Genomic DNA, 26,320 nt, shown 5'->3' on the forward strand with positions numbered 1-26,320 from the left:
TACCGCCGTGAAAAGGCGGTGTCTTAACCCCTTGACCAACGGACCTGAGCTGTTATTTTCAACTCTTACTATTATACAGACTTTTTCTGACTTGTCAACAACTTTTTCTGTTTTTTTCTTTTTTTTTGCATAGCTTCTTACCGAGTACGGATATCAAACTCCTTAAACACAATACGTAAGTCTCTTAATACTCTTTGACGTCCTCGGAAGCGTTCATGTCTTAAGACGCGCTCTAACTCTTCTTGTTTGTCTTTACTTTGTTTGCTTCTATAATCTCTTAGTGTCTCATGAAAGAGATAATACTCATCTAGCCACAGACCTCCCTCACTGATACGATGACTAATCTCACCCACTTCTTCATAAAGCTCTTTATCATATCTTCGTTTTTGACTTTCTTGTTTACGGATATAGTCTAGAACCCGATTCCGAAACTTGGTTTTGAAATATTTCCTTAAACGAGGGATATCTTCTACAAGCTCTTCTTCTCTACTAATCAATTCATGTAAGCAAATCATACCCTCTTGGTCCCAATCCGATAGCTCCCATAAATGAAGGTAATATTCATTTCTACACTTATACACAATCCCCTGGACTTCTTTATACAATTCTTTAAACATAAGCTTCCCCTTTCTAGATACAGTCTAACAAATAATGAAACTAATTCGGTTCTTTTCTCCATTCTGTTCCCTACACCGTCTAAACTGCACAAAAAAAGAGAGGACATGCCTCTCTCAGGGTTATAATTCTGCAATTTGGTTTAGGTTCACTTCTGCAACTGTGTCATTACCAAACATAGAGATAATCATCTTCACTTTATTGTTATCAATCTCTGTAATCTTACCAGTATAGTCTGCAAAAGCGCCATCAATGATACGTACAGTTTGACCAACTTCAACATCGATATCAAACTCTTGTACGGTTTGTCCCATAGAAACCAAGATATCACGGATTTCTTGTTCCAATAATGGAGTTGGTTTTGATCTATTTCCGTGAGATCCGACGAATCCTGTAACATTTGGTGTGTTTCGAACAACAAACCAAGCTTCATCTGTCATGACCATTTCTACAAGAACATAACCTGGAAAGCGATTTTCTTCTATTTCTTTTCTCTTTCCATTTTTTTCAACCTGCACTGTTTGTGTTGGAATTTCAACGCGTAGAATATTATCCAACATATTGTAGGTTTGTGCACGTTGTAATAGATTTTCTTTTACCTTATTTTCATAACCAGAATAAGTTTGTAAAACAAACCACCCTTTATCAAAACTATCCATGATATTTCCTTTCATAATAGAAGAACTCTAGTATAAATAACTCCACTAACCTTCTAAAAAATGTTAATAAATCGAATCAAACCTGAAACAATCAACTGGTCAAAAATGTAAATAATTACTACAAAGAAAGCTGTGTATTCCATGATAGAACGAAAATCTCTCCAGCTTTCCTTGCGAGTTGGCCATGTTGTGTCTTTAAGAAGTCTAAAAATATCTCCAATAAAACGCATCGCTCTCTCCTATCTCGTTTCTCTGTGTGTAGTGTACTTACCACAATGTTTACAAAATTTATTTACTTCTAGTCGTGTTGGCTTGGGGTTTCCACTGATCTTTATTGAATAGTTTCTCGAACCACAAACCGCACAAGCTAGGCTTGCTTTTTTTAGTGCCATAACGCCTCCATCTTATCTATTATAACAAGAAAGCTAGGCTTTGACAAGCATCTTAGCGAAATAGATTGACTACCGAATCCCATATTGTTTGAGCCTTTTCCTTAATTTTAGCATCCGAGATAGCACGGCTAGCCTCATCTACCAGATTTTGTGCACGACTTCTAATATCAGAAAGGCTATTATCCGCCTGATTTTCTTCATTACTCTGTACTTGATTTCTTGTATTGGCTGGTGCAATTCCATTTTGCTTATACGCATTTTCAACTGTAAAGGTACTTCCTGGCGTATAAGGTAAAATGGTATTTGCAATATTTCTAAAGACATGGGCTGCACCGTTTGAAGTAGATCCTGCTAGATAGTGATTTTCATCAGTGGTCGGAAAACCAAGCCAATGACTAATCACCACATCCGGAGTATAACCAATCACCCACTGGTCACTTGTGTATTCCGGATTAAAAACAGCTTCAGTTGTACCAGTTTTTCCTGCCATGACATAATCTGCAGGCGATGAACTAATACCGGTACCGTTGGTGAAAGTCCCCAACATCATACTGGTCATCTTATCAGCTACAGACTTATCAATCACCCGTTTTTGTGAATTTTTATGGCTCGCAATAACCTGACCACTAGCATTTTCAATTCTACTAATAAAATGAGCTTCCGGCATTAAACCTTCATTTGCAAAGGCAGCATATGCTTGAGCCATTTGCAGAGGATTGGTTTCGACACCACTTCCCAAGGCGACACCAAGAACACGGTCGACCTTTTCCATGTTGAGTCCGAATTTTTCGCCTGCCTCAAAAGCCTTGTCGACGCCCAAATCATTAACAGTGGCAACAGCAGGTAGATTAAGCGACTCTGCCAAGGCTTGATACATAGGAACTTCTCGACTCATTTTGATACCTGCATAGTTATCAACCTTATAGCTGTCATACTGCATGGTATGGTTATCCAACTGCTTATTCAAAGCCCAGCCAGCTTCAACTGCAGGCGTATAAACAACTAAAGGCTTAATTGTAGAACCAGGGCTACGTTTTGATTGAGTTGCATAGTTGAAATTCCGGAATCCAGTTTTATCATTGCTAGCAACCTGACCGACAACTCCACGAACTCCACCTGTTTTCGGTTCGAGAGCTACACTTCCTGATTGAGCAAATGTTCCATCCTCTGCCCTCGGAAATAGCGCTGTATTTTCATAGACAACCTGCATATTTGCTTGATAGTTTTGGTCCAGCTCTGTATAAATGCGGTAGCCATTATTGACAATTTCTTCCTCTGTTAGATTATACTTGGAAACAGCTTCATTAACAACCGCGTCAAAATAAGAAGGGTAGCGGTAATCTGAAATTTTCCCTTCATACTTATCGTGCAATTGCGAAGTCATATCAACTTCTGCAGCTTCGGTTTCTTGGTTTTTATCAATGTAACCCGCTGCAAGCATATTTTGCAAGACAGTATCACGACGATTGGTAGAATCTTCTACAGATTTCAAGGGGTTATACAGTTCCGGTCCTTTGAGCATCCCTGCCAGAGTCGCAGCTTGATCCAAACTCACTTCTGAAGCAGAAACTCCAAAGTATTTCTTACTCGCATCTTCTACACCCCACACACCATTTCCAAAATAGGCGTTGTTAAGGTACATGGTTAAGATCTGTTCCTTACTATATTTTTTTGTTAATTCTAAGGCAAGGAAAAATTCTTTTGCTTTTCTCTCGACAGTTTGATCCTGTGATAGATAGGCGTTTTTAGCCAGCTGTTGGGTAATAGTAGAACCACCACCTGAACGACCAGCAGTGACAATAGCCAAGAAGAAACGACCATAGTTAATACCGTCATTTTTATAAAAAGAACGGTCTTCTGTCGCAATAACGGCATTCTGCAAATTTTTACTGATATCAGTCAATTCAACATAAGTTCCTTTTTGACCGGACAAGGCACCGGCCTCTTTTTCTTCACGGTCAAAAATGAGAGTTCGAGTTTTCAAGGCATTTTGCAAATCGTTAACATTGGTTGACTTGGCTACAGCAAACAAATAGGTTCCAACCAGCAAGCCTGCACTCAAACCTAGTATAAGGACAATCTTTGTTAGATGATAGCGACGCCAGAATTTTCGAATCGGACCCACTTGGGTTAATTTTTTTCGATCACTGCGAGAACGACGCAAGCTAGTAGGCCCAGAATCCTCTGATTCACTTGTTTCTTTTTTAAAAAGAGAAAGAAATTTCTCGAATAATTTATCTAATTTCATGCGTTTATTTTATCATCTTCATCATAGGAAGACAAGAATTTAGCTATTTCCTATCCAAATAGGGCTTTTTTTTGTTACAATATCTGTATGAAATTCACTTTTACTTTACCTGCCTCTTTACCTCAAATGACGGTGAAACAATTACTAGAGGAACAACTCCTCATCCCTAGAAAAATCCGGCATTTTTTGAGAATCAAGAAACACATTTTGATTAATCAGCGAGAAGTTCACTGGAACGAGGTAGTGAATCCTGGAGATATTTGCCAGTTAACTTTTGACGAGGAAGATTATCCCAAAAAAGAAATTCCTTGGGGCAACCCAAACCTCGTTCAGGAAGTTTATCAAGATCAACATTTGATTATTGTAAGCAAACCAGAGGGGATGAAAACGCATGGTAATCAGCCAAACGAAATCGCCCTTCTTAACCATGTCAGTGCCTATGTTGGCCAAACCTGCTATGTCGTTCATCGTCTAGACATGGAAACCAGTGGTCTAGTTCTCTTTGCCAAAAATCCTTTTATCCTGCCCATTCTCAATCGCTTACTAGAGAAAAAAGAAATTTCTCGGGAATATTGGGCACAGGTCGACGGACATATCAACAGCAAAGAACTTGTTTTCAAAGACAAAATTGGACGTGATCGCCATGACCGCAGAAAGCGAATAGTTGATACAAAAAATGGACAATATGCTGAAACACATGTAAGCAGATTAAAGCAATTCCCAAACAAAACTTCCTTGGTTCGTTGCAAACTAAAGACAGGGCGAACCCATCAAATTCGTGTGCACCTTTCGCATCATAACTTCCCTATTTTAGGCGACCCTCTCTATAATAGTAAATCAAAAACAAGTCGGCTTATGCTCCACGCCTTTCGACTGTCCTTTACCCATCCGCTTACTCTAGAGAAATTAAGCTTCACTACCCTATCAGATACTTTTGAAAAAGAGTTAAAAAAGAATGGATGATAGCGTCATCCATTTTTAAATATTTAAAAAGCAAGACCAGAGGCCTTGCTTTTTATCGACTCATGAATTATTTAGCGATTTTTGCGAAGTATTCAAGAGTACGAACAAGTTGTGCAGTGTATGACATTTCGTTGTCGTACCATGATACAACTTTAACCAATTGTTTACCGTCAACGTCAAGAACTTTAGTTTGAGTTGCGTCAAACAATGAACCGTAAGACATACCTAGGATATCTGAAGATACGATTGGATCTTCAGTGTATCCGTATGATTCGTTTGAAGCTGCTTTCATAGCTGCGTTCACTTCGTCAACAGTAACGTTCTTTTCAAGAACTGCTACCAACTCAGTTACAGAACCTGCTGGAACAGGAACACGTTGAGCAGCTCCGTCCAATTTACCGTTCAATTCTGGGATTACAAGACCGATAGCTTTTGCAGCACCAGTTGAGTTAGGAACGATGTTTACAGCACCAGCGCGAGCACGGCGAAGGTCACCACCACGGTGTGGTCCGTCAAGAATCATTTGGTCACCAGTGTAAGCGTGGATAGTAGTCATCAATCCTTCAACAACACCAAAGTTGTCTTGAAGAGCTTTAGCCATTGGAGCCAAGCAGTTTGTAGTACATGAAGCACCTGAGATAACTGTTTCAGTACCGTCAAGAACGTCGTGGTTAGTGTTGAATACAACTGTTTTAACGTCGTTTCCACCAGGAGCAGTGATAACAACTTTTTTAGCTCCACCAGCGTGCAAGTGTTTTTCAGCAGCTGCTTTCTTAGCAAAGAAACCAGTAGCTTCAAGAACGATTTCTACACCGTCGTTAGCCCAGTCGATTTGTTCTGGATCACGTTCAGCAGAAACTTTGATGAATTTACCGTTAACTTCAAATCCACCTTCTTTAACTTCAACAGTACCGTCGAAACGACCTTGAGTTGTGTCGTATTTCAACAAGTGTGCAAGCATAACTGGATCTGTAAGGTCGTTGATACGAGTAACTTCAACACCTTCTACGTTTTGGATACGACGGAAAGCAAGACGACCGATACGTCCGAAACCGTTAATACCAACTTTAACTACCATTAGTGATTTCCTCCTTATGAAAATCATGAAATTTTTATTGTGAAAAGAGTAACTTGAATCACTACAAATCACCTTTCAACAAACCTATTATATAACTATTTAAATTTAATTGCAAGTACGGGCATTGTTTTTCTATGTCAGTTTCTTTTAAGGCTATAAATCAAGTACTCCCTTACTATTCATATCGTAGCGATTCTACAGGATCCATTTTACTAATTTTACGTGCTGGGAAGTAGGCTGAGACATAACCAAGTAATAGAGCGAAAGCTAGAGTTCCTAAAATAGATAGAAGATTTAATTCAAAAACCTTAGTGATGGATGGGTAAAAGTGATTTACAACCGCATTCGCCAAACTTCCCACCCCTTGTGCAACCAAAAATGCCAGCAGTAAGGCAATACCTACAATCCAGATAGCCTCGTAAATAAAAATTCCTTTGACATCACGATTTTGATAACCAACTGCCTTCATGACGCCTATTTCCTTAGAACGTTGCATGATATTGATGTAAATGATGATACCAATCATGACTGCTGCTACCACAATAGCTTGTGATGAAAGTACAATCAACAATCCCTGAATGACACGAATAAAAGTAATCACAATATCAAGAACCTTCTGTTGAGAAAGAACAGTATACTTCTTGTTTTTCTGCAATTCTTCTGTTATCGCTTTTGTTTGTGATGGATCTTTGAGTTCCAAGATAAAATAAGATACAGCTTTTGTAAATCCAGCTTCTTTCAAAATCATTTCCATTTGATGAGACGGCATGAAACTGTTGCTGTCCTCCATGTCATCTTCATCATTGATTACACGTACAATCTTCGTTTGAAATTGAGCAGTCTTGCTAGCTTCGGCAGCATTTTCTACAATACTTGCTGAGACTGATTTGCCAATAACATCACTAGCTGTCAGATTTTTTCCTGTCTGTTCATTCCAACTTTTTAGTAAACTGATTGGAATCGTTAATCCTTGTTCATTTGTATCAGTATAGAGGGAACCGGCTAATACTTTTTCCGCCTCATTACTACTAACAGAGATACTTGTATCCTCATAGAGACTCACTACTTGAGCATAAGAAGGCATCGTTTGACTCAGGTCTATTTCTTGCCCATCTATAGTCATATTTGACATGGTCATCCCAAAAGGACTCTCCAAATATTTAATAGCTTCTTTCCCAACTGTATCCGTGATATAGTTCTTATCATCTTGATTCAAAAAGCCTCGTCCAGCATTCTCTGTATTTAAAGCAATCTGAACTTGAGAAGGAATTTGACCTCCATTCGTATTTTCATCAATCATCGAAATCAAAGCATTTCCCAAGCCAAAAGAAATTAAGACTCCTACAAAACCGATTGAGGTTGCTAGCGCAATCAATAGGTTACGCCACTTTCTTTCCATAAAGTTATTTAAAGAAAGTTTGAATTTATTTTTCAATGATAATCCTTTATTTTTTGACTTCTTCAACGACTTCACCATCCTTCATTTTGATAATCACGTCTGCATATTCAGCAACCTCTGGATTATGGGTTACAATCAATACTGTTTTCCCTGTTTGGGCTAAATTTTTAAATACCTCCAATACCATTTCTTGGGATTGAGAATCCAGCGAACCCGTTGGCTCATCTGCTACAATCATATCTGGCTGATTTACCAGTGCACGCGCGATTGCTACGCGTTGCTTTTGCCCACCAGAAAGCTGTTTAACATTTTTAGCCATAAAAGGCTCCATGCCCAAGTTACTTAATTGCTCCTTTGCAATCATTGTCATCTCCCTGTCAGATAAATCTTTGACATAGAGAGGTAGCTTGACATTGTCCAAGACAGACTGATGAGGAATGAGGTTAAAGTTTTGAAACACAAATCCAATCTTATCTTTACGAAATTGAGTTAGTTCAATCTCTGATAAGTCACGGAGGGATTCCCCTTTAAATTCTAAAACTCCTTCATATTGTCTGTCTAAACCGCTGATGATGTTTAGCAAGCTAGTTTTGCCACAGCCTGACGGTCCGTAAATCGCTGTAATTTTACCTTTTGCAATCTGCAGGTTAATATTTCTTAGAGCCTGCTCTTGATGTTTACCGTCCAAAGTGTAAAACTTTGAAATATTTTTAATGGATAAAATGGACATTCTTTCCCCCTTATTTAAAACTGTTATCGTCATACATCATACTGATAGAAAATCCTTCAAGCTACATCAGCGCTGATTTACCCTTTAAGCCTACTACTTAGAACTTTCTCTCTATTCCCTAGTTTGCTTCTGGATGTATATCAAGTAAAATTCATTTTAACAAAAAAGCGACATTTCTCCAATGACAGAAATGTCACTCCTATAAAGCATTTAACAATACCTTTCTAAGTCTTCGCTCCATTCATTATCTAAACTAACTAATAACTTCTCATTGCCAAACATCCTTGCCATCATTTTTGCTTCTTCATACTTTTGTTTGGCTGTTTCATAATCCGTCTGAATATAATATTTCCACTCAATCATCGAGACAATCGGTTGTTTTTGAAAATCTCGTGTTTTTTGCCCTATTTTATTTAAGGTCTCGACTGCCCTCTTAAAATAATGAAGCAACCCCATAATCTCTATACAAGTTAAAGAAGCTAACAAGGAATCTCTAAGCAAGTTCAAACAATCGAACTCTATCTTATCAACCTGAGAACTTAGTTTGTCATGAAAACAAAGAATGGTTTCATGCTCAGATTCTTTTATCTCACCCACATTTAAACCATCCATTAACTGACAGTTGAAATACAGTCTCAATTTCAACAAGTCCTCAGCTTTATATACATCTCTGGATAGTAAGTCTTGAAGACCGTCCTCAATCACACTGCTTCCGTATAAGGAATTACTAGTCGCTCTCACCTCATCTATTGCTTGAAGACAATCCACTAGCACTTTCTCATCACGTGGCAAATCATCATAAAAACATTCAAAAATCTCATCAAAATATTCTTCCTTCTGCTCCTGCAACTCCTCGTCTCCATAGTCAGGATGATGTAAAAGAAAGTACTTTAATTCTTGGTAACGCTTGGGTAATTCCTTATAATCTGGCATCAAGACGTAGGACGGAATTTCTAATCGTTCTGCAATATATTCTAGTGTTTTTATCGTCGGGCGAAATTCTCCTTTTTCAATCCGCACCAACTGACGCACTGATAATTCAGACTCATCCCCGCAAAAAACTGGACGACTAAGTCCTTTCTCCTCTCTTAAAAGTCGCACTTTATCCCCTAACTCATTTATCTTGTTCATTTGCCCCTCGCATGATTATTAAAGATTTGATTTTCAAATAAATATATGCGATGATTATACCATTTTTCAAATAGAATTACAAAAAAAGAGACAGGATTTCTCCTGCCTCTAGGCTGATAACAATTATTTACGGCGTCCTGGTCTTTCTTTGTAGCCATAGTAAGAATCTTCGATGATTTCTTGCATGTGGTCAACCATTGGAAGGCGTGGATTTGCAGGCGAACATTGATCTTCATAAGCAAGGAAGGCCAATTCACGAGAATGTTCTTTCCATTCTTTTTCATCAATTCCTTGTGCTTTGAAGTTCATTTGGATACCTACGCGCTCACCAAGTTCGTAGACAGCTTTTGCGTAAGATTCCACACCTTCTTCTGGAGTAGAAGCTGGAAGTCCAAGCATGCGTGCGATATCTTGGTATTTTTCATCTGCACGGTAGTAGTTGTACTTAGGCCATGTTGCTGTCTTAGCTGGACGTGTACCGTTGTAGCGGATGACGTATGGAAGCAAGATAGCATTTGTACGACCGTGAATTGTGTGGAATTGCGCACCAATCTTATGAGCCATTGAGTGAGAAATACCTAGGAAGGCATTGGCAAAGGCCATACCAGCGATTGTTGAAGCGTTATGCATTTTCTCGCGTGAGTGGAAGTCTGCATTCTTAACTGAGCTTTCAAGGTTTTCGAATACAAGCTTGATGGCTTGAAGTGCAAGTCCGTCAGTGTAGTCGCTAGCCATTTGTGATACGTAAGCTTCAGTCGCGTGGGTCAATACGTCCATACCAGTGTCCGCAGCAACAACTCCAGGAACTGTCAATACCAAGGCAGGGTCTACGATTGCCACAGTTGGTGTCAATGAGTAGTCAGCGATTGGGTATTTGCGGTTGTTTGCTTTATCAGAGATAACGGCAAATGGTGTTACTTCAGATCCTGTACCAGATGTTGTTGGGATTGCGATGAATTTAGTCTTCTTACCAAGTAATGGGAATTTGAAGGCACGTTTACGGATATCCATGAATTTTTGAACAAGGTCACGGAAGTCTACTTCTGGTTGTTCGTAGAAGAGCCACATTACTTTAGCAGCGTCCATTGGAGATCCACCACCGAGAGCGATGATTGTATCTGGTTTGAAGGCGCGCATAATCTCAGTACCACGATTTACAGTTGTGATATCTGGATCTGGTTCTACATCAGCAAAGATTTGGTAAACAACCTTATTGCGACGAAGATCAAGTTGTTCGATGATACGATCAAGGAAACCAAGCTCTACCATGGCATGGTCAGTAACGATCATGACACGTTCAACGTCACGACATTTTTGAAGGTATTGAATTGAATCACGTTCAAAGTATGTTTTTGAAGGAAGTTTCATCCATTGCATGTTATTTCTCCGTCTTCCGACTTTTTTGATATTCAAAAGGTTAATGGCACTAACGTTATCCCCAACTGAGTTACGTCCGTAAGAACCACATCCGAGTGTCAATGATGGCAAGAAGGCATTGTAAACGTCCCCGATACCACCGAAAGTAGAAGGTGAGTTACAGATAACACGAATAGCTTTAACAGCTTTACCAAATTCTTTAGTCAATTCTTCGTCAGCTGTGTGGATAGCTGCTGAGTGACCAAGACCGTTAAATTCAACCATTTGACGAGCTTTGGAAATACCATCTTCACGGCTTTCAGATTTCAAAACTGCGATAACTGGTGACAATTTTTCACGAGTCAATGGCTCATTTTCACCAACTTCTTTACATTCTGCAGCAAGAATGTTTGTTCCTTCTGGAACTGTAAATCCTGCTTGTTCTGCAATCCAAGTTGCTGGTTTACCAACGATGTCAGCGTTCAATTTTGCACCAGCACAGTTTTTGCTGTTTGCTTTCACGCCGAAGCAGAATTCTTCGAGAAGGGCTTTTTCTTTTTTGTTTACAAAGTAAGTGTGGTAAGATTTGAACTCTGCTACAAATTCATCATAAATTTCTTTATCAATAATAACCGCTTGTTCAGAGGCACAGACCATACCGTTGTCAAACGATTTAGACATGACGATATCGTGTGCAGCTTGGCGAATGTTAGCTGATTTTTCAACATAAGCTGGAACGTTCCCGGCACCTACCCCAAGAGCTGGTTTACCACAAGAGTACGCCGCTTTAACCATGGCATTACCACCTGTTGCAAGGATTGTTGCAATACCTTCGTGGTTCATAAGGGCACTAGTTGCTTCCATAGATGGTTCAGTGATCCACTGTACACAGTTTTCAGGAGCTCCTGCTTTAATCGCAGCATCACGAACAATTTGAGCTGCGTGAGCTGATGATTCTTGAGCTGATGGGTGGAAGGCAAAGACGATTGGATTACGTGTCTTCAATGAAATCAATGCCTTAAAGATTGCTGTCGAGGTAGGGTTAGTTGTTGGAGTGATACCACAAACAACACCAACTGGTTCAGCAATAAGAGTTAAACCTGTTACATCGTCTTCTTCGATAACGCCAACTGTCTTAGTGTGGCGCATGTTGTTTACTACGTGTTCACAAGCAAACAAGTTCTTAGTTGCTTTATCTTCAAATACACCACGTCCTGTTTCTTCAAAGGCATGTAAAGCCAATTCTCCGTGGGCATCCAAAGCTGCTACTGATGCTTTGGCAACGATGTAATCGACCTGTTCTTGGTCGAGTTTACGCATTTCCTCAAGAGCAACTAAAGCTTTTTGCACCAAGCCATCGACATGCTTTTCAGCAGCGAGTTTCTTTTCCTCTGGTGTCACAGTTTTTTTATCAGCCATATTTTCCTCCATAGCTTTCAAGGATCGATATCCTTTGTTAATTTTTTCACAAGCTTATTATAACGCATTATTTCAACTTTGTAAACAGTTTCATAAACATTTCACAAAGAATTTTTTATTGTTTGTGAATTTTTTATCATTTTCTTTACTTATCAAGTTTTTCCGTTAGAGTTTGTGAAATCAATTTCAAATATTTTTTATTTCACAAGCTTGATTGGAAGAGGAGCTTGGAAAGAGATAGATTTTCTAGTAAGCGCTTACTTTTAGATGCTAACAATACCTCCTTTGATAAGGAGGCTTTATTTTTGTTGAAAAACGCCTTGTTTAAAAGTCCCTTCATAAACAACTTCTTGTTCTGTTGTTAGTTTCCCTTTTCCTTCAGCCTGACCATTTACAAAATCACCTTCGTAGGTCCAGCCTTCTTTAGATTGAAAGGTACCTTTTCCGTTGAAGGCTCCATTGTTGAAACCACCAGTATACTGGTCTCCATTTTGGAAGGTAATGGTACCTTGTCCATTCATTTTACCACGTACAAGACTGCCATCGTAAACAATGGTTCCATTATCAAGCTTTAGAACACCTTTTCCGGGAATATTTAGAAAAAAGACGAGCACAGCACAAAAAACAATCGTAACTACTGCCAAAAGCTCTAAACGTTGACGAGTCAGATAGACACGATACTTTTCGTAAAAATTCTTAAGATTTTCCATCTTCACTCTCCTTCTCTAAACGTTCTAACCATGCTTGACAACCCTCTTGAACACGCTGATAGGTTTCCTCAAAATCTCCTGTATACCAAGGATCTGGAACACTTTCAGATGCGAATGAGTAAATCTTATCTTTACAGTCTGCTGGACACATCTGACGTAAGTCAGAAACATTTGAAGCATCCATACCGATAATATAATCAAAGGCTTCAAAATCTTCCTTACTAATCTGAAGCGATGTCTTGCCTTTATCATAAGGAATCTGATACTGTTGAAAAATCCCTTGAGTTCCCTTATGAATCGGATTGCCATGTTCCCAAGAAGAAGTCGCTCGACTTTGGATTTCATAATTATCTGTCATTGATTTCATAACAAACTCAGCCATAGGACTACGGCAAATATTCCCCAGACAGACAAAGACTAGTTTTTTCATCCCATTTCCTTTCTTTTATAGAAAAACGGGAGTTAGTAATCCCGTCTTATTTTTCAATTGCGCCTTCTAGTGAAGCTGTTTCTTTCGGCGGTAATACGGTCTTGATAGCAGCTAGTTCAAAAGTCAAGTAAACTCCATCTACATCAAGAACAATCGTTCTCTTCTCAGTATCTACTTCATCGACTGTTCCGTAAAGTCCACCGATTGTAATCACTTCATAGCCTTTTTGTAGTTTATTTAAGCTTTCCATACGTTTTTGTGCTTGTTTCTTTTGAGAGCGTTGCATAAAGAACATCAAGGCAAACATCGCTACAAGCATAATTAAAAATGTATAATTTGGATTCATTTTCTTCTCCTTTGTCTTTTACATAGGACTACTATATCAAATTTCAGCTACTTTTACAAGATTGTACCTTGCTTTTCTAGTAAGAAAAACCAGAGCTTGCGCCCTGATTTTTAGGATTATTTCAAGTTTTGAACGACTTTTACAAGATTTTCAACAGTAAAGCCATATTCTGCCAATACTTTTGGTGCTGGAGCAGAGGCTCCGAAGGTATCAATACCTAGAACGGCACCATCTAGTCCAACATATTTGTACCAGTTTTGAGTTGCACCCATTTCGACTGCGACACGACGACGAACTGCATTTGGAAGAATTTCTTCCTTGTATGCTGCATCTTGTTTATCAAAGACATCTGTAGATGGCATACTGACTACGCGGACTTTTGCACCTTGACTAGCCAATTCTTTGGCAGCTGAGACAGCAAGATTAACCTCTGAACCTGTCGCAATCAAGATGGTATCAAAGTCTGCTGCATTTTCATAGACAACATAAGCACCTTTTGCAACCTTGTCGAAGTCTGTTCCTTCTTCAACAGTCAAGTTTTGACGTGTCAATACAAGGGCAGTTGGTGTTTTTTCGCTTGTCACTGCAAGGTACCAAGCTGCTTGCGTTTCACGCGCATCTGCTGGACGGAAAACATTCAGATTTGGCATGGCACGAAGACCTGCTAAATGCTCAACTGGTTCGTGAGTCGGACCGTCTTCCCCAACCGCAATAGAATCGTGGGTAAAGACATAAGTCACAGGAAGTCCTTGTAAGGCTGACAAGCGAACAGCTGCCTTCACATAGTCAGAGAAGACGAAGAAAGTTCCACCGTATACACGAAGTCCACCGTGAAGGGCCATCCCGTTCAAGATAGTTCCCATGGCAAATTCACGAACACCAAACTGAATGTTACGGTTCAAGCGATTGGTATCATCTTGAAGTCCATCAGTCTTGATATAAGTCATGTTTGAGTGAGCTAGGTCAGCTGATCCACCTAAGAAGGTTGGTAACTTAGCTGCCACAACGTTCAAAGCATCCTGACTCGAGTTACGAGTTGCTTGAGAGAAGCCATTTTCTAAGGCTGGGAAGTCTGCTGGAGTCACTTCAACTGGATCGCGCCCTTCGATAATTGCTTCCAAGTCTGCAGCCAATTCTGGATGCGCTTCTTTGTAATCTGCGACTAGTTTTGCCCATGCTTCATAAGCTGATGCACCACGGTCTGCAACATGTTCTTTGAAATCAGCATATACTTGTTCTGGGATTTCAAATGGTTCGTAGTCCCAACCAAGGGCTTGACGAGTTGCTGCAGTTTCATCTGCTCCAAGAGGAGCACCGTGTACGGCATTAGTTCCTTGTTTGTTTGGAGAACCGTATCCAATAACAGTCTTCACTTCAATCAAAGATGGTTTGCCTGAAGCTTTAGCTGTTTCGATAGCTGCATGGATTGCTTCCAAGTCTGTTCCATCTTCAACCAAGGCAGTATGCCAACCGTAGGCATTGTAACGGTCACGAACACTTTCTGTAAAGGAATCTTTTGTCTCACCATCCAAGTTGATGTCATTTGAATCATAAAGAACAACCAACTTGTCTAGTTTTTGCAAACCTGCGTATGAAGCTGCCTCGCTTGAGACACCTTCCATCAAGTCTCCATCTCCACAGATAACGTAAGTATAGTGGTCAAAGATATTGTAGCCTTCACGGTTATACTTAGCTGCCAAGAAACGTTCTGCCTGGGCAAAACCAGTGGCAGTTGAAATACCTTGCCCTAGAGGACCTGTTGTAGCATCAATCCCTGCTGTATGACCAAATTCTGGGTGACCTGGTGTTTTTGAACCCCACTGACGGAAGCTCTTAATCTCATCCATGCTGACATCTTCAAAACCAGAAAGGTGAAGAAGGGCATAAAGAAGCATTGAACCATGACCTGCTGAAAGAATAAAGCGGTCGCGGTTGATCCAGTTTGGTTTAGCTGGATTGATACGAAGTTGTTTTGTAAAGAGGCTGTAAGCCATCGGAGCCGCTCCCATAACCACACCTGGGTGACCTGAGTTGGCTTTATTAATGGCGTCAATACCTAGGAAACGAATTGCATTAACAGATAGATTTGACATAGAATTTCCTTTCTATTTGAGGTGATTATTGTATCACACATTCTATTTTACTATTATATGAAAATTATCCGTATCATGCAACATACGGATAACCTCCAAAGAATATTTTTATATTATAGCAAAGCTTTAAATTGAATGTTAGAGTCTTGTTCAAAACAATCATCAAAACCACGTGGATGATGGTATTCTACTAAGTGTTGATCTTGAGGATAAGTGTACTTACCGCCGACTTCCCAGATAAATGGATGGAAATCGTATTGCAAGCGATCTTTTCTCATTTTCCAAAGTTCTAGAATCTCATTAGTGGAAGCCATGAAGTTAGACCAGATATCATAGTGAACTGGGATAATGACTTTGGTACGCAGATTTTCTGCCATACGAAGAAGGTCGATAGATGTCATTTTATCTTGGATACCTACCGGATTTTCACCATAGTTATTCAAAGCAACATCAATTTTAAAGTCTTTACCATGTTTTGCAAAATAGTTTGAGAAGTGAGAATCTGCACCATGATAGATGGTTCCACCTGGTGTTTCAAAGATATAGTTAACAGCCTTTTGAGCCATTTCTTCATCTGTAACTGCTAAGCCAGCAAGTTCGCCACCTGTTTCGTCAGCCCCATTTACTGGTAGAGTTACCAAGCAAGTACGGTCGAATGATTCTACTGCATGAATCTTCATATCTTTTAATTCGATAGTGTCACCTGGTTTAACAACGATGATACGTTCTTTTGGAACACCCCATCCTTCCCAGATTCGTCCACAGTGGTAAGGACCGATAAACTTAACATGCTCTAACTTAGGATTGTTGAGAATTGCTGCAGCTGTGTATGGGTCGATATGATCACTATGGAAGTGTGAAACTAAGTAATAGTCTAGTTCGTTGATAGCAAATGGATCGATAACCATTGGCTGAACACGCAAGTTTGGTTGCAACTTACGAACACCTGCCATATTTGCCATTTGGTGCCCACGAACCATATCTTTTACTTTTTTGGTTGATTTTCCACGGTTTGACCAAAGGTCCATGACAACGTTAGCACCACCTGGTGTCTTAATCCAAGTACCACAGTTGCCTAGCCACCACATGGCAAAGTTGCCTTCAGGTACGACTTCTTCTTCGATTTCTTCGTTCAACCATGTTCCCCACTCTGGGAAAGTAGCTAAAATCCATGACTCTCTTGTAATTTCTTTGACGTTTGGCATATGTTGCCTCCTTTGGATATAATTGTTATCTTTGAGATTAGTATACCACCCTTCAAAACACTAAAAAAGACCAAGAAAAACACAGGTTTGTGTTCATCATTGGACTGTCCTTCAAATATCTTCCAAAAAAGCTTGAACTACTATTTCTTGATTTATAAGTGTTTGAACCTCTTCTTGGAACTTACTAGCCAACTTGCTGTCTACAATATAAGACGAAATAAGACTAGAAAGATTTTCACTGAAACTTTTGCTCTCATTACGAAATATATTGTGTTTAAGATAGTCTAGCATTTTCAAAATATCTTCTGCTTCAAGGATAGGATTAACCCTTAAAGTCGGAAATCTGCTATCCAAATCATCATTAGTTGTAATCACTACATCAACTTGTGCAATATCTTCCACACTCTTAAATTGTTCTGTTGTAAATACAGTGCCAATCTGCTCATTTGGAAAATAAAGTTTGCATTGTTTCAGCAAAAGTCTCGAAACCGCAACACCTTCATCACAAACGAGATAAACTTTTTTCATATTTTTTTGAGACGATGGTGTATACTTTAAAAATCCTCCAATATGAATCGTCAAATAGGCAATATCATCGTCTGTTAGCCGAATAAACCATGCTCCTTCTAAAATTTCCGCAGATTTTCTAGTGACTAAAAATAATTCTCCATACTTGGATCGAATTTGTTTTGTTAGAGGATTTTTAGAAAAAATACCGTAAGTCTTTCTAAATAACAAGGCTTTACAGTGGATCATCAAATTTCTTAACAAATCATCCTTGTTCTCAATCTCCATTCGGATTTGTGATTCAAAATACCAGATGAATTCTTCTAAAGCAAGTTTTAACTGCCGAAAATCATCACTTTCTGCATGAATATCCAAATCTTTACGATAGGAGAGGAGAAGAACAGCTACAAGAGAAACTTCAAGTTCTGACAAAGAAATTTCAAACTTTTGAAACAACCGTTCTCCTAATTTCTTAGACACCTGATACTCTATTCTTTTTCTTATTAAAGAAAATTCTTTCTCTATATCCTGATGTCTTTCTTGATACTGTTCAACATTATGACAGCTTAACAGCAAATAAGGTAGAACCTGCAACATAAAAGTTACTTCATGATGATTTATTTTCTTCCCTAAATCTTGTTCAACTAAAGGAACCTGTTCCTTAAAAAATTGGTTCATTTCAACAGAAAGCAAACACTCACCATCTAACCTCTCTTTCATCTTATCTTCTAAAATAGATACAAAAGTGGCATTTTCTTCCATAAAAATATGATATAGAAGCGATTGAAGATACTGAATTTTATTAAGAGGGTGGGCATGAAGATGGTATCCCTGTGACTTGCTCACTTGCAAGGTCACCTGATATTGTTCCAAAGTTAGTTGATAACGAATACTATTCAAATCATTGAGAACAGTATTCCTAGACACCTCTGTTAACTCCATCAATTTTTCAATCGTAATACGTTCTTTAGAAATACCTATCCATAGTAACATTATCATCATACGTTCATGCGCACTCATGATATAATCGTACGAATCTACTTCTGATAATAGTTCACAACAAGCATCTCTCTGCTCTTCCGTTAAGTGAATACCAATTCGTGGAATACTAATGATGTGAAGCGCCTCGTCACCCAAAGCAGCATTGATTTTGTCAATGTGATAATAAATTTTCCTTCTTGACTCTTTCAAATCTTTCGAAATCGCCATAATCGTTTTGGACGTTTCTTGATCCATCAAATATTGAAGTAAATCACAACTTGCCTTATCCAGTACCATATTTCATACTCCTCTATCAATCAACTGCCTTGAAAACAACTTTATAATAGTATCACATTCACTAACGCATTTCAATTATCAACAGTAGTCTCTTAATAACGAATACTTACAATTACAAAAGCGAGGCTTGGATCGAAAGGTCCTAGCCTCTTTTCAATTCAATTTCTTATTTCTTTTGACCGTAATAAGCATTTGGTCCATGCTTACGTTGGTAGTGTTTTTCTAGAATGTACTGAGGAGCAGGTTCAACTCTTGGATTGATTTGTTCTGTAAAGCGATTCATCCTTGATACTTCCTCTAGTACGACAGAGTGATAAACAGCATTCTCTGGATTTTTTCCCCAGGTGAATGGACCGTGATTGCGTACAACAATACCTGGTACTTCAACAGGATTGAGACCACGACGCTCAAATTCTTCTACGATAACCAAGCCAGTATCTTTTTCATAGGCTACTTCTACTTCATCTTTGGTCAAACTACGAGCGCAAGGGATTGAACCGTAGAAATAATCTGCATGGGTTGTTCCATAGAAAGGAATATCACGTCCAGCCTGTGCCCAACCAACTGCTTCTGTCGAATGGGTGTGTACCACACTACCAATCTCTTGCCATGCCTTATATAACTGCACATGAGTTGGGAGGTCAGAAGATGGTCTTAAATCTCCTTCTAGAACTTGGCCATCCAAGTCCGTCACCACCATGTTTTCAGGTGTCAATTCGTCATAATCTACGCCTGATGGTTTAATAACAATGACACCTAGTTCGCGATTGACTTCCGATACATTTCCCCAGGTAAATTTAACAAGTCCATGTTTTGGTAATGATTGATTGGCATTACAGACTCGTTTACGCATATCGTTTATTACTTGATTCATCTTACATCAAACCTGCTTTCTTAATTAGTGGATAGAGAAAAGCTTGCGCCTCTTGAATGGCTGCGCGTGTTTCTTCTACAGTTTCACAATTTTCAGACCACATTTCGATTAGGAAAGGTCCATTATAATTGGTTTGCTTTAAAATATCGAAAGCTTCTTCCCATTTGACACAACCTTGCCCAAAAGGTACATCTCGGAACTGCCCCTTTGAACTTTCTGTCACTGCATAAGTATCCTTGAGATGGAGAGCTGTGATAGCATGGTGACCTAGATAGAACTCACTATAGACATCATTATGCCATGCAGACACATTCCCAATATCTGGATATACAAAAAGGTAGGGAGAGTCAACATCCTTTTCTACAGCCAAGTATTTTTCGATACTATTGATAAAAGGATCATCCATAATTTCAATAGCAAGTACCACCTGAGCCTCTTCAGCCCAGTCACAAGCTTTTCTCAAATTTTTGATAAAACGTTGGCGTGTCTGGGGTGACTTTTCCTCATAATAAACGTCGTAACCAGCTAATTGAATAGTACGAACTCCCAAGTCTTGGGCTAATTCAATACATTTTTTCATGAGTTCTAGAGATTTTTCCTCTAGAACTGGATCATTTGATCCCAATGGGTAGCGACGATGGCCTGAAAAACAGATAGAAGGAATACGAACACCAGTTTTATAGATTGCTTTGACAACTTCCAAACGCTCGTCCTTGCTCCAGTCCAGTCTTGCTAAACGCTCGTCACGTTCATCAATAGACATCTCGACAAAATCAAAGCCTAACTCCTTGGCAAAATTTAAACGTTCTAGCCAAGTAAAGTGTGTCGGGGTTGCCTTTTCATAAATTCCAATTGGACGTGCCATGGTTTACCCCCAAATTCGTCTGATTTCATCCTTGAAGGCACGCGCTGCTCCTGCTGGATCTGCAGCCTCTGTAATTCCGCGACCTGCGATAAAGGTAAAGACATCAACGCCTTCAAATAGTTTGAGAGTATCTACATCTAGACCACCTGTTACAGACACACGGAAGCCCATGTCGATAAGTTTTTTAACCTTATTAAGGTCTTTTTCACCCCAAGTCTCACCAGCAAGAAGTGCATCACGAGATTGGTGATAAATAGCTTGTGAGATACCAGCATCTAGCCAAAGCTGAGCTTGTTCAAAAGTCCAATCGCCATAAAGTTCAATCTGGATTTCGCCTCGGTCTCCACGTTCAGCCATGATAGCCTTTAGAGCCGCTTCCATAGTAGGGATAGTTGCACAACAGATACAAGTCATCCAATCGGCACCACGAACGGCATTATTTTTGGCAACTGTTCCACCAGCATCGGCACATTTTGTGTCTGCCACAATAATCTTATCTGGAAAAAGGCTTCGCAAGACTTCAACCAGTTCACTTCCAACTTGTAATAAGCAAACAGTTCCAGCTTCGATAATATCTACTTCCTGACCAACAGAAACAGCTGCTTTAATCGCTCCTTGCAAGTCTGAATGATCTAATGCAACTTGTAAATTAGGTATTCTTTTTGTCATCTCTTTATTCCTCTTTCTAACTTTCCAAATCCAATCCCTCGAGATAAGGGCTATCCTTAGATTCTTCAATCATCGTCAAGACATCTTCCTTAGTCTGGCAAACCTGTAAACGTGCGATAGAATCTTCTAATTCAAACAAGGCAATAATCTGTGGAATGGCTACACTTGTGTGAATTTTTGAGCTTGTTGCTGCTAGTGCCAACAAAACTGAAACTTCTTTCCCATCTGAAAATACAACAGGATTTTGTAAGGTGATCAATGAAAAGGCATCTCTTTGCACTCCAGCTTCAGGTCTAGCATGGGGCATAGCCATACCTGGCATTAAGATATAGTATGGGCCATACTCTTCAGTCGATTCAATGATAGCATCGTAATACTCTGGCAAAATTGCTCCACTTTCAATCAAGGGATCTACTGCTACCTTGACTGCTTCTTTCCAGTCTTTAGCTTCTAAACCTAGTCGGATCGAGTCATTGTCAATTAAAGCTTGTTTTAAATTCATATCTGCCTCCTTTATTTAAAGAGGGAGAAGGACAGAAACGATGACTCTCAGTTTCTATCCAGCCCCCTCCAACCTTTTACTGTAGTGCTTGACTGAGTTTTTCAGTGATTTCTTTATCATCCATCAAGTTGTCAAGCCCAATTAACTTCCCATTAGTTCGCCCTTCCAATTCTTGGATCAAATGAAGAGAAGCGATTACGATGTCATATCCTGCTGCTAAACCTTTAGCTTCACCGACACTGCATGAATTGACTGTAAAATCTGTTTGATTAAGCTTACGGAGAGCATTTTCAACCTTCATCTTGATAACCATTGATGAACCCATTCCATTTCCGCACGCTGCTAATACTTTAACCATTTTATTTCTCCTTTTCTAGATACTAAGCTTCTTCTTGAACTGCACCGTTGTAATATTTCTCTTTATCTTTTGCTTTGGCAAATTGAAGTTGAGGAATAACAAGCAAGAAGAGACACACAAGTACATAACCAACAATACCAAGGTATTTGAAGATATATCCAAATCCAAGCCATGGGAATTCAAAGTCGATATTTCCATGGTAACCACCATAAGATGCTAAATCAAGAAGAGCTACACAGAGAGCTCCTAAAGCAACTTGGAGAACACCTGAGATGAAGGATAGGATAACAGCCGCTTTCCATCCACCGCGTTTATCAGCGTAGACCGCAATGGCTGCATTGTCAAAGAACACTGGTACAAATCCTGTAATAATAAGAATCGGATTTTTAAAGACGATGAGCAAGACAATTGTGATCAATTGACCAATCAAACCAAAGGCAAATCCTGACAAGACAGCGTTTGGAGAACCAAATCCATAAGAAGCTGCAACGTCAACCGCTGGGAATGAGCCTGGCAACAATTTGTTTGAAATACCTTGGAAGGCGTTTGTCAACTCAGATACGAACATGCGGACACCTTGCATCAAAACGAACAAGTAAACTGAGAAGGTAAAGGCTGTTTGAATAATGTACATAAAGAAATCTTGTTTAGCAGGATTGAATAGAGTTCCTGAAGTGATGACTTCTTTATTAGACATAATGTCTGGACCCAAGATTAAAAGAATGGCTCCGAAGAATACGAGCATCAAGGTAGCAGATGCAACAACTGTATCGTGGAAGATTGAGAGGAACTTAGGTAATTTAAGATTGTCTAAACTTTCTTCTTTCTTACCAAAGCGTCCTGCTACTTTATCTACAAACCAGATTGCAAATTGCTGTTGGTGACCAATCGCAAATCCGCCACCACCAGTCAAGCGTTGAGTTGCCTCAACAGTCATATTTGAACTAACTGCCCAGTAAAGTCCACAGATGATACCAATCGCTGCTGTACCGTAAGCATTGCGCAATTGTGGTACTAAGAATAGAACCATAAGAGATACTGTTGCAGCTTGTTGTACCATGATGTGACCAGTAATAAAGAGGGTTCTTACCTTCGTGATCTTGCGAAGAGCTACGAGCAAGATATTTATTCCGAAACCAATCAATAGAGCTGTAGTTGCAGTTCCAACAAAATCTGGAAACTCTGCTGCAATTTTGTTGTTTGCTGCAGCAAGTCCAAAGTAAGGGTCGATAACCGCTGCACCAATTTGGAATTTGTAGTTAAGGGCTGCTAAGATCGGACGGAAGGTTGTAACCAAACCACCTGCACCCACATTGAGCAACATATACCCTACTGTTGCTTTAACAAACCCTGAGAAAACGTCGTGGGCAGGTTTTTTCAAAAGTGCGTATCCTATCAACACCAATAAACCTACGAAAAATGCGGGATTCTGCAAAATATTGCTAGAAAACCAATTTAGAACACTTGAAATGACTTCCATAATTGTTCTCCTTTTGAATTGTTTTTGTAGGTTTATTATATAATTTGAAAGCGGAAACAAAAAGACCAAGAATTACACAGCGGACTGTTCACTCTTGGACTGTATGATTTATGATATTTTACGGATTATCTAATTTTCTTGTAGCTAAATAATAGGGAAGAATTTTAGCATAAGATTTCAATAGACCTTCTACGATTTCTTCTTCAGATAAATTTGCAGTCACAGGAACATCTGCCTTCACTAAAACTTTTCGGATTTCTTGACTGCTTACCTTCTCACGCAAAGTACGACAATTTTCTTCGTTCGCCTCCCACCGTTGACTTTGACCGTCAGAGTATGCTAGATAATAAATCCCTTCAACGGTTGGAATTTCTAAAACTTTGGCCTGCTTGCCTAGGGTTTGCTCATCCTTCTTACGCTCGATGAAACTGACTTCTAGTGAGACTCCAAAATCAGACGGATTCCCGTACAAACGTAAGGCTAGCATAGGCTCTGTCACTTGTCCGTCTCTCTGTAGATAGACCCAGAAATGTGGTCGTAAACGTTGCGCCTGATTCATCCACTGGCTAGTCTGTTGGAGTTGCCATTCTGGATGGCTTGCTTGAAAGGCTTTGGCTAACTCTGTAAAAGCCTTTCTGGCCTCTTGACCTTTGTGGCGAAATGCCATCATTTTCTCTCGTTCTTCTCCCGCCTTATCAGGATTACGGTACTGTAAACCTGCAAAGTCTAGATAGTCTCTTATCTTATTCAACATTAATTTAATCTCCTCCAGCTAGCAAAAAATCAGGATAACCCTGATTTTACTTATTCTGTATCTACGACAACATAACGATTTGGCTCATCACCTTCAGAGTAACTGGTCACGCCATCCATACGTGAAATAATACGATGAATAATCTTGCGTTCACTATTTGACATAGGATCTGTTTGATGACTACGTCCTTCTTCTAAAACACGAGTCGCCAATTTTTGAGCATAGGTCTGCAAGACTTCTGCACGATGTTCAACATAATCATTGACATTAATAGTAATGTAGAAGGTTCTTGCATAGCGGTTGTAAAGATAATTTTGAGCCAATAGTTGTAAGGCCTTCAAAACTTTACCATGGTAACCGATAATACGACCTGGCTCATTGGTATCAATTTGTAAATTGATGCTACGACGGTTATAATCATTTGAAATCGTCGCCTCAACATCCATATCATCAATGATTGTTTGGACATAAGTCGTTACTTCCGTAGCTACTTGTTCAATGTCAAAGCTCGGTTCCACTTTTAAGCCCAAATCTTCTAATTCTTGACTTTCAGTTTGTTCAGCTCGACTCTCAACAATAGGAGTTTCTACTTCTTCCCCGAAACCAGCTTCTTCAAGCTGTAATTCATTTAAAATCTCAATATGCCCAGTTTCTTCTAAAATGGTGTTAGCATGTTTTTCATTTTTCAAAATTTCAGCCTTAACTTCATCAGAAACCCCTTGGCCTTCTTCTTCAATCTTTTTAATTGCTTCTACAACATGCCCTAAATCAACAGTCGCTTGACTGACTGTTTTGACTGGTTCATTTTGTTCGTTAATTTCTTTAGGAACACCCTTTACAGCCTGCTGATTAGCTTTAATGACCGTTGTTTCACTAATAGCTTCAATATCAACTTGAGCTGGTTTTTTACCAAATAAACCAAGAAAGCCATTTTTTTCACGAGAAATGACTTTGATGTGAGCCTTCAGTCTTGGGATATCTAATTCTTTCAATCCTTTCTGGATTGCTTCTTCAACAGTTGAACCTGTAAATACTACCATTACCAGATTCCTCCTTATTATTTCGTTTTCTGAGCCTTTTTCTTGGCTTTTCTTTTTCTATTTTCCAAATCTTTCTGTGCCTGAACTACCGCCTCGCGCTCTGCGATAATCTTGAATGGATTGTTCAAGAAATAGGTTTGCAAGACTTGATAAGCATTGGACACTGTCCAGTATAGGGCGACTCCACCTGGTGCATAAACTGCAAAGATAAAGATCAAGACTGGAATCCCATACATCATCGCAGTCGTAGCGCCATTACGCTCAGACAAGGCTTTGTTGGACAACCAAGTACTTAAAAAGGTAAATACAGCTGCTAAAATCGGAAGAACAAGGGTTGTATCCACACCACCAAGGTTAATCCATAAGAAATGACCTGTCTTTAAAAAGTCAACTCTTGATAGAGCTTGGAACAAGGCCAAGATAACCGGCATCTGAATCAAAATCGGCCAAAGAGAATCTGACTGTCTGACACCCATTTCTTTAAAGACTTTACGCATTTCTTGCTCTAGCTTGGTTCTACTTTCCATATCTCGACCTGGATATTGTTCTCGAAGCGCCTTAATACGTGGTTGAGCTTCCTGCATTTTTCTGGAAGCCACCATTTGCACTTGAAAGACTGGCAAAAGCAGTGTACGAATCAAGACCGTAAAGAGGATAATCCCCACTCCGATACTGATATCAAATGATAAAAAGCGAATGATTTCAGCAAAGAAGTAAACAAATTTACTCCAAAAATCAGCCGAATCGGCTGTAATATCGCTAGTTGCCCCATTTGTTGCACAGGCTGTCATGATCAATAGGGACAGTCCTAGCAAACTAGTCAACTGTAGTTTCTTTTTCACTCCCATTTCCTTCCTGGTAAATCTTTGATAATTTTAATACGTGGAGTAGATTTTTCTCCATCTCTGCGTATCCCAAGGTTTCGACCCCTTTTCGAGCAATGACAACAAAGTCGACATCTTCTACCAGACTCCCTTTGGCATTCTGGATAATATGACGAATCCGTCTCTTAATTTGATTTCTAGTGACGGCATTCCCCAGTTTTTTGCTAACTGATAGACCTACTCGAAAATGGTTTTTCTGATTTTCTAGTTGGTAGACAACAAACTTGCGATTGGCAAAACTTGTCCCCTCCTTGAAAATCGCCTTAAAATCTTTCTCTCTTTTTACACGAAAGTTTTTCTTCAAAACTCAACTCCATCTATTAAATTACTACTAT

27 protein-coding genes are annotated in these 26,320 nt (G+C 39.4%); 1 reads left to right on the forward strand and 26 read right to left on the reverse strand.

Going from position 1 to position 26,320, the window contains the following annotated elements; all coding sequences use genetic code 11:
* Positions 1-137: 137 nt before the first annotated feature.
* The 5 genes from M1G12_RS07280 to pbp2a all read right to left on the reverse strand — a co-directional run bounded on the left by M1G12_RS07280 (position 138) and on the right by pbp2a (position 3,914).
* On the reverse strand, positions 138-617 hold the full coding sequence (locus tag M1G12_RS07280; RefSeq protein WP_247949630.1) for a sigma-70 RNA polymerase sigma factor region 4 domain-containing protein: 480 nt from the start codon (positions 615-617) through the stop codon (positions 138-140).
* Between the two features lie 120 nt (positions 618-737).
* On the reverse strand, positions 738-1,274 hold the full coding sequence (gene nusG / locus M1G12_RS07285) for a transcription termination/antitermination protein NusG (protein ID WP_078353034.1): 537 nt from the start codon (positions 1,272-1,274) through the stop codon (positions 738-740).
* Positions 1,275-1,327: 53 nt separating this feature from the next.
* Positions 1,328-1,504, reverse strand: a complete 177-nt coding sequence (secE, locus tag M1G12_RS07290) for a preprotein translocase subunit SecE (protein WP_001210991.1) — start codon at positions 1,502-1,504, stop codon at positions 1,328-1,330.
* Between the two features lie 9 nt (positions 1,505-1,513).
* Positions 1,514-1,666 (reverse strand): 50S ribosomal protein L33, encoded by a 153-nt coding sequence (rpmG, locus tag M1G12_RS07295; RefSeq protein ID WP_001809375.1) that lies wholly within the window; start codon positions 1,664-1,666, stop codon positions 1,514-1,516.
* A gap of 52 nt (positions 1,667-1,718) precedes the next feature.
* Positions 1,719-3,914 carry a penicillin-binding protein PBP2A gene (pbp2a, locus tag M1G12_RS07300; protein ID WP_237447459.1) on the reverse strand — a complete coding sequence of 732 codons (2,196 nt, stop codon included), beginning with the start codon at positions 3,912-3,914 and terminating at the stop codon, positions 1,719-1,721.
* 87 nt (positions 3,915-4,001) lie between these two features.
* Between pbp2a and M1G12_RS07305 the strand changes: the two genes are divergently transcribed.
* Entirely contained in the window at positions 4,002-4,877 is an 876-nt protein-coding gene (locus tag M1G12_RS07305) for an RluA family pseudouridine synthase (RefSeq protein WP_345773307.1), read from the forward strand.
* 67 nt (positions 4,878-4,944) lie between these two features.
* Here the strand turns inward: M1G12_RS07305 and gap are convergent, their stop codons facing one another.
* The 21 genes from gap to rnpA all read right to left on the reverse strand — a co-directional run bounded on the left by gap (position 4,945) and on the right by rnpA (position 26,289).
* Positions 4,945-5,955, reverse strand: coding sequence for a type I glyceraldehyde-3-phosphate dehydrogenase (gene gap / locus M1G12_RS07310; RefSeq protein WP_000260662.1), 1,011 nt, complete (start codon positions 5,953-5,955; stop codon positions 4,945-4,947).
* 175 nt (positions 5,956-6,130) lie between these two features.
* Positions 6,131-7,432, reverse strand: a complete 1,302-nt coding sequence (locus tag M1G12_RS07315) for an ABC transporter permease (protein WP_247949631.1) — start codon at positions 7,430-7,432, stop codon at positions 6,131-6,133.
* Positions 7,401-8,084, reverse strand: a complete 684-nt coding sequence (locus tag M1G12_RS07320; protein WP_218493775.1) for an ABC transporter ATP-binding protein — start codon at positions 8,082-8,084, stop codon at positions 7,401-7,403. The genes M1G12_RS07315 and M1G12_RS07320 overlap by 32 nt, the downstream gene beginning before the upstream one ends.
* Positions 8,085-8,294: 210 nt before the next feature.
* On the reverse strand, positions 8,295-9,215 hold the full coding sequence (locus M1G12_RS07325; protein ID WP_247949632.1) for a helix-turn-helix domain-containing protein: 921 nt from the start codon (positions 9,213-9,215) through the stop codon (positions 8,295-8,297).
* Between the two features lie 123 nt (positions 9,216-9,338).
* Positions 9,339-11,990, reverse strand: a complete 2,652-nt coding sequence (gene adhE, locus M1G12_RS07330; RefSeq protein ID WP_247949633.1) for a bifunctional acetaldehyde-CoA/alcohol dehydrogenase — start codon at positions 11,988-11,990, stop codon at positions 9,339-9,341.
* A gap of 299 nt (positions 11,991-12,289) precedes the next feature.
* Positions 12,290-12,700, reverse strand: coding sequence for an MORN repeat-containing protein (locus tag M1G12_RS07335; protein ID WP_000429319.1), 411 nt, complete (start codon positions 12,698-12,700; stop codon positions 12,290-12,292).
* On the reverse strand, positions 12,687-13,130 hold the full coding sequence (locus M1G12_RS07340) for a low molecular weight protein-tyrosine-phosphatase (protein WP_004257420.1): 444 nt from the start codon (positions 13,128-13,130) through the stop codon (positions 12,687-12,689). The genes M1G12_RS07335 and M1G12_RS07340 overlap by 14 nt, the downstream gene beginning before the upstream one ends.
* A 46-nt stretch (positions 13,131-13,176) precedes the next feature.
* Positions 13,177-13,476: a preprotein translocase subunit YajC gene (gene yajC, locus M1G12_RS07345; protein ID WP_024056523.1), complete on the reverse strand. Its 300-nt coding sequence runs from the start codon at positions 13,474-13,476 to the stop codon at positions 13,177-13,179.
* Positions 13,477-13,592: 116 nt separating this feature from the next.
* Positions 13,593-15,569, reverse strand: coding sequence for a transketolase (gene tkt / locus M1G12_RS07350; RefSeq protein WP_247949634.1), 1,977 nt, complete (start codon positions 15,567-15,569; stop codon positions 13,593-13,595).
* A 113-nt stretch (positions 15,570-15,682) separates the two neighbouring features.
* Positions 15,683-16,774 carry an L-ascorbate 6-phosphate lactonase gene (ulaG, locus tag M1G12_RS07355; RefSeq protein WP_001134226.1) on the reverse strand — a complete coding sequence of 364 codons (1,092 nt, stop codon included), beginning with the start codon at positions 16,772-16,774 and terminating at the stop codon, positions 15,683-15,685.
* Positions 16,775-16,885: 111 nt separating this feature from the next.
* Entirely contained in the window at positions 16,886-18,559 is a 1,674-nt protein-coding gene (locus M1G12_RS07360; RefSeq protein WP_247949635.1) for a BglG family transcription antiterminator, read from the reverse strand.
* Between the two features lie 166 nt (positions 18,560-18,725).
* Positions 18,726-19,433, reverse strand: coding sequence for an L-ribulose-5-phosphate 4-epimerase (locus tag M1G12_RS07365; RefSeq protein WP_247949636.1), 708 nt, complete (start codon positions 19,431-19,433; stop codon positions 18,726-18,728).
* 1 nt (position 19,434) lies between these two features.
* A complete protein-coding gene (locus tag M1G12_RS07370; protein WP_023947936.1) occupies positions 19,435-20,298 on the reverse strand; it encodes an L-ribulose-5-phosphate 3-epimerase in 864 nt (287 codons plus the stop codon).
* A 3-nt stretch (positions 20,299-20,301) separates the two neighbouring features.
* Positions 20,302-20,967 carry a 3-keto-L-gulonate-6-phosphate decarboxylase UlaD gene (locus M1G12_RS07375; RefSeq protein ID WP_023947938.1) on the reverse strand — a complete coding sequence of 222 codons (666 nt, stop codon included), beginning with the start codon at positions 20,965-20,967 and terminating at the stop codon, positions 20,302-20,304.
* A 16-nt stretch (positions 20,968-20,983) separates the two neighbouring features.
* A complete protein-coding gene (locus M1G12_RS07380; protein WP_033679597.1) occupies positions 20,984-21,469 on the reverse strand; it encodes a PTS sugar transporter subunit IIA in 486 nt (161 codons plus the stop codon).
* A gap of 76 nt (positions 21,470-21,545) precedes the next feature.
* Positions 21,546-21,827, reverse strand: coding sequence for a PTS sugar transporter subunit IIB (locus tag M1G12_RS07385; RefSeq protein WP_000241466.1), 282 nt, complete (start codon positions 21,825-21,827; stop codon positions 21,546-21,548).
* Positions 21,828-21,849: 22 nt separating this feature from the next.
* On the reverse strand, positions 21,850-23,307 hold the full coding sequence (locus tag M1G12_RS07390) for a PTS ascorbate transporter subunit IIC (protein ID WP_000452074.1): 1,458 nt from the start codon (positions 23,305-23,307) through the stop codon (positions 21,850-21,852).
* A gap of 118 nt (positions 23,308-23,425) precedes the next feature.
* Positions 23,426-24,061: a ribonuclease P gene (locus M1G12_RS07395; protein WP_247949637.1), complete on the reverse strand. Its 636-nt coding sequence runs from the start codon at positions 24,059-24,061 to the stop codon at positions 23,426-23,428.
* A gap of 50 nt (positions 24,062-24,111) precedes the next feature.
* Entirely contained in the window at positions 24,112-25,101 is a 990-nt protein-coding gene (gene jag / locus M1G12_RS07400) for an RNA-binding cell elongation regulator Jag/EloR (RefSeq protein WP_000260003.1), read from the reverse strand.
* A gap of 17 nt (positions 25,102-25,118) precedes the next feature.
* Positions 25,119-25,943 carry a membrane protein insertase YidC gene (locus M1G12_RS07405; RefSeq protein ID WP_025172897.1) on the reverse strand — a complete coding sequence of 275 codons (825 nt, stop codon included), beginning with the start codon at positions 25,941-25,943 and terminating at the stop codon, positions 25,119-25,121.
* On the reverse strand, positions 25,918-26,289 hold the full coding sequence (gene rnpA, locus M1G12_RS07410) for a ribonuclease P protein component (protein WP_000739245.1): 372 nt from the start codon (positions 26,287-26,289) through the stop codon (positions 25,918-25,920). The genes M1G12_RS07405 and rnpA overlap by 26 nt, the downstream gene beginning before the upstream one ends.
* Between the last annotated feature and the right edge of the window lie 31 nt (positions 26,290-26,320).

This window comes from Streptococcus mitis, assembly GCF_023110375.1.
In the GTDB taxonomy this organism is placed as follows: Bacteria; Bacillota; Bacilli; order Lactobacillales; family Streptococcaceae; genus Streptococcus; species Streptococcus mitis_CI.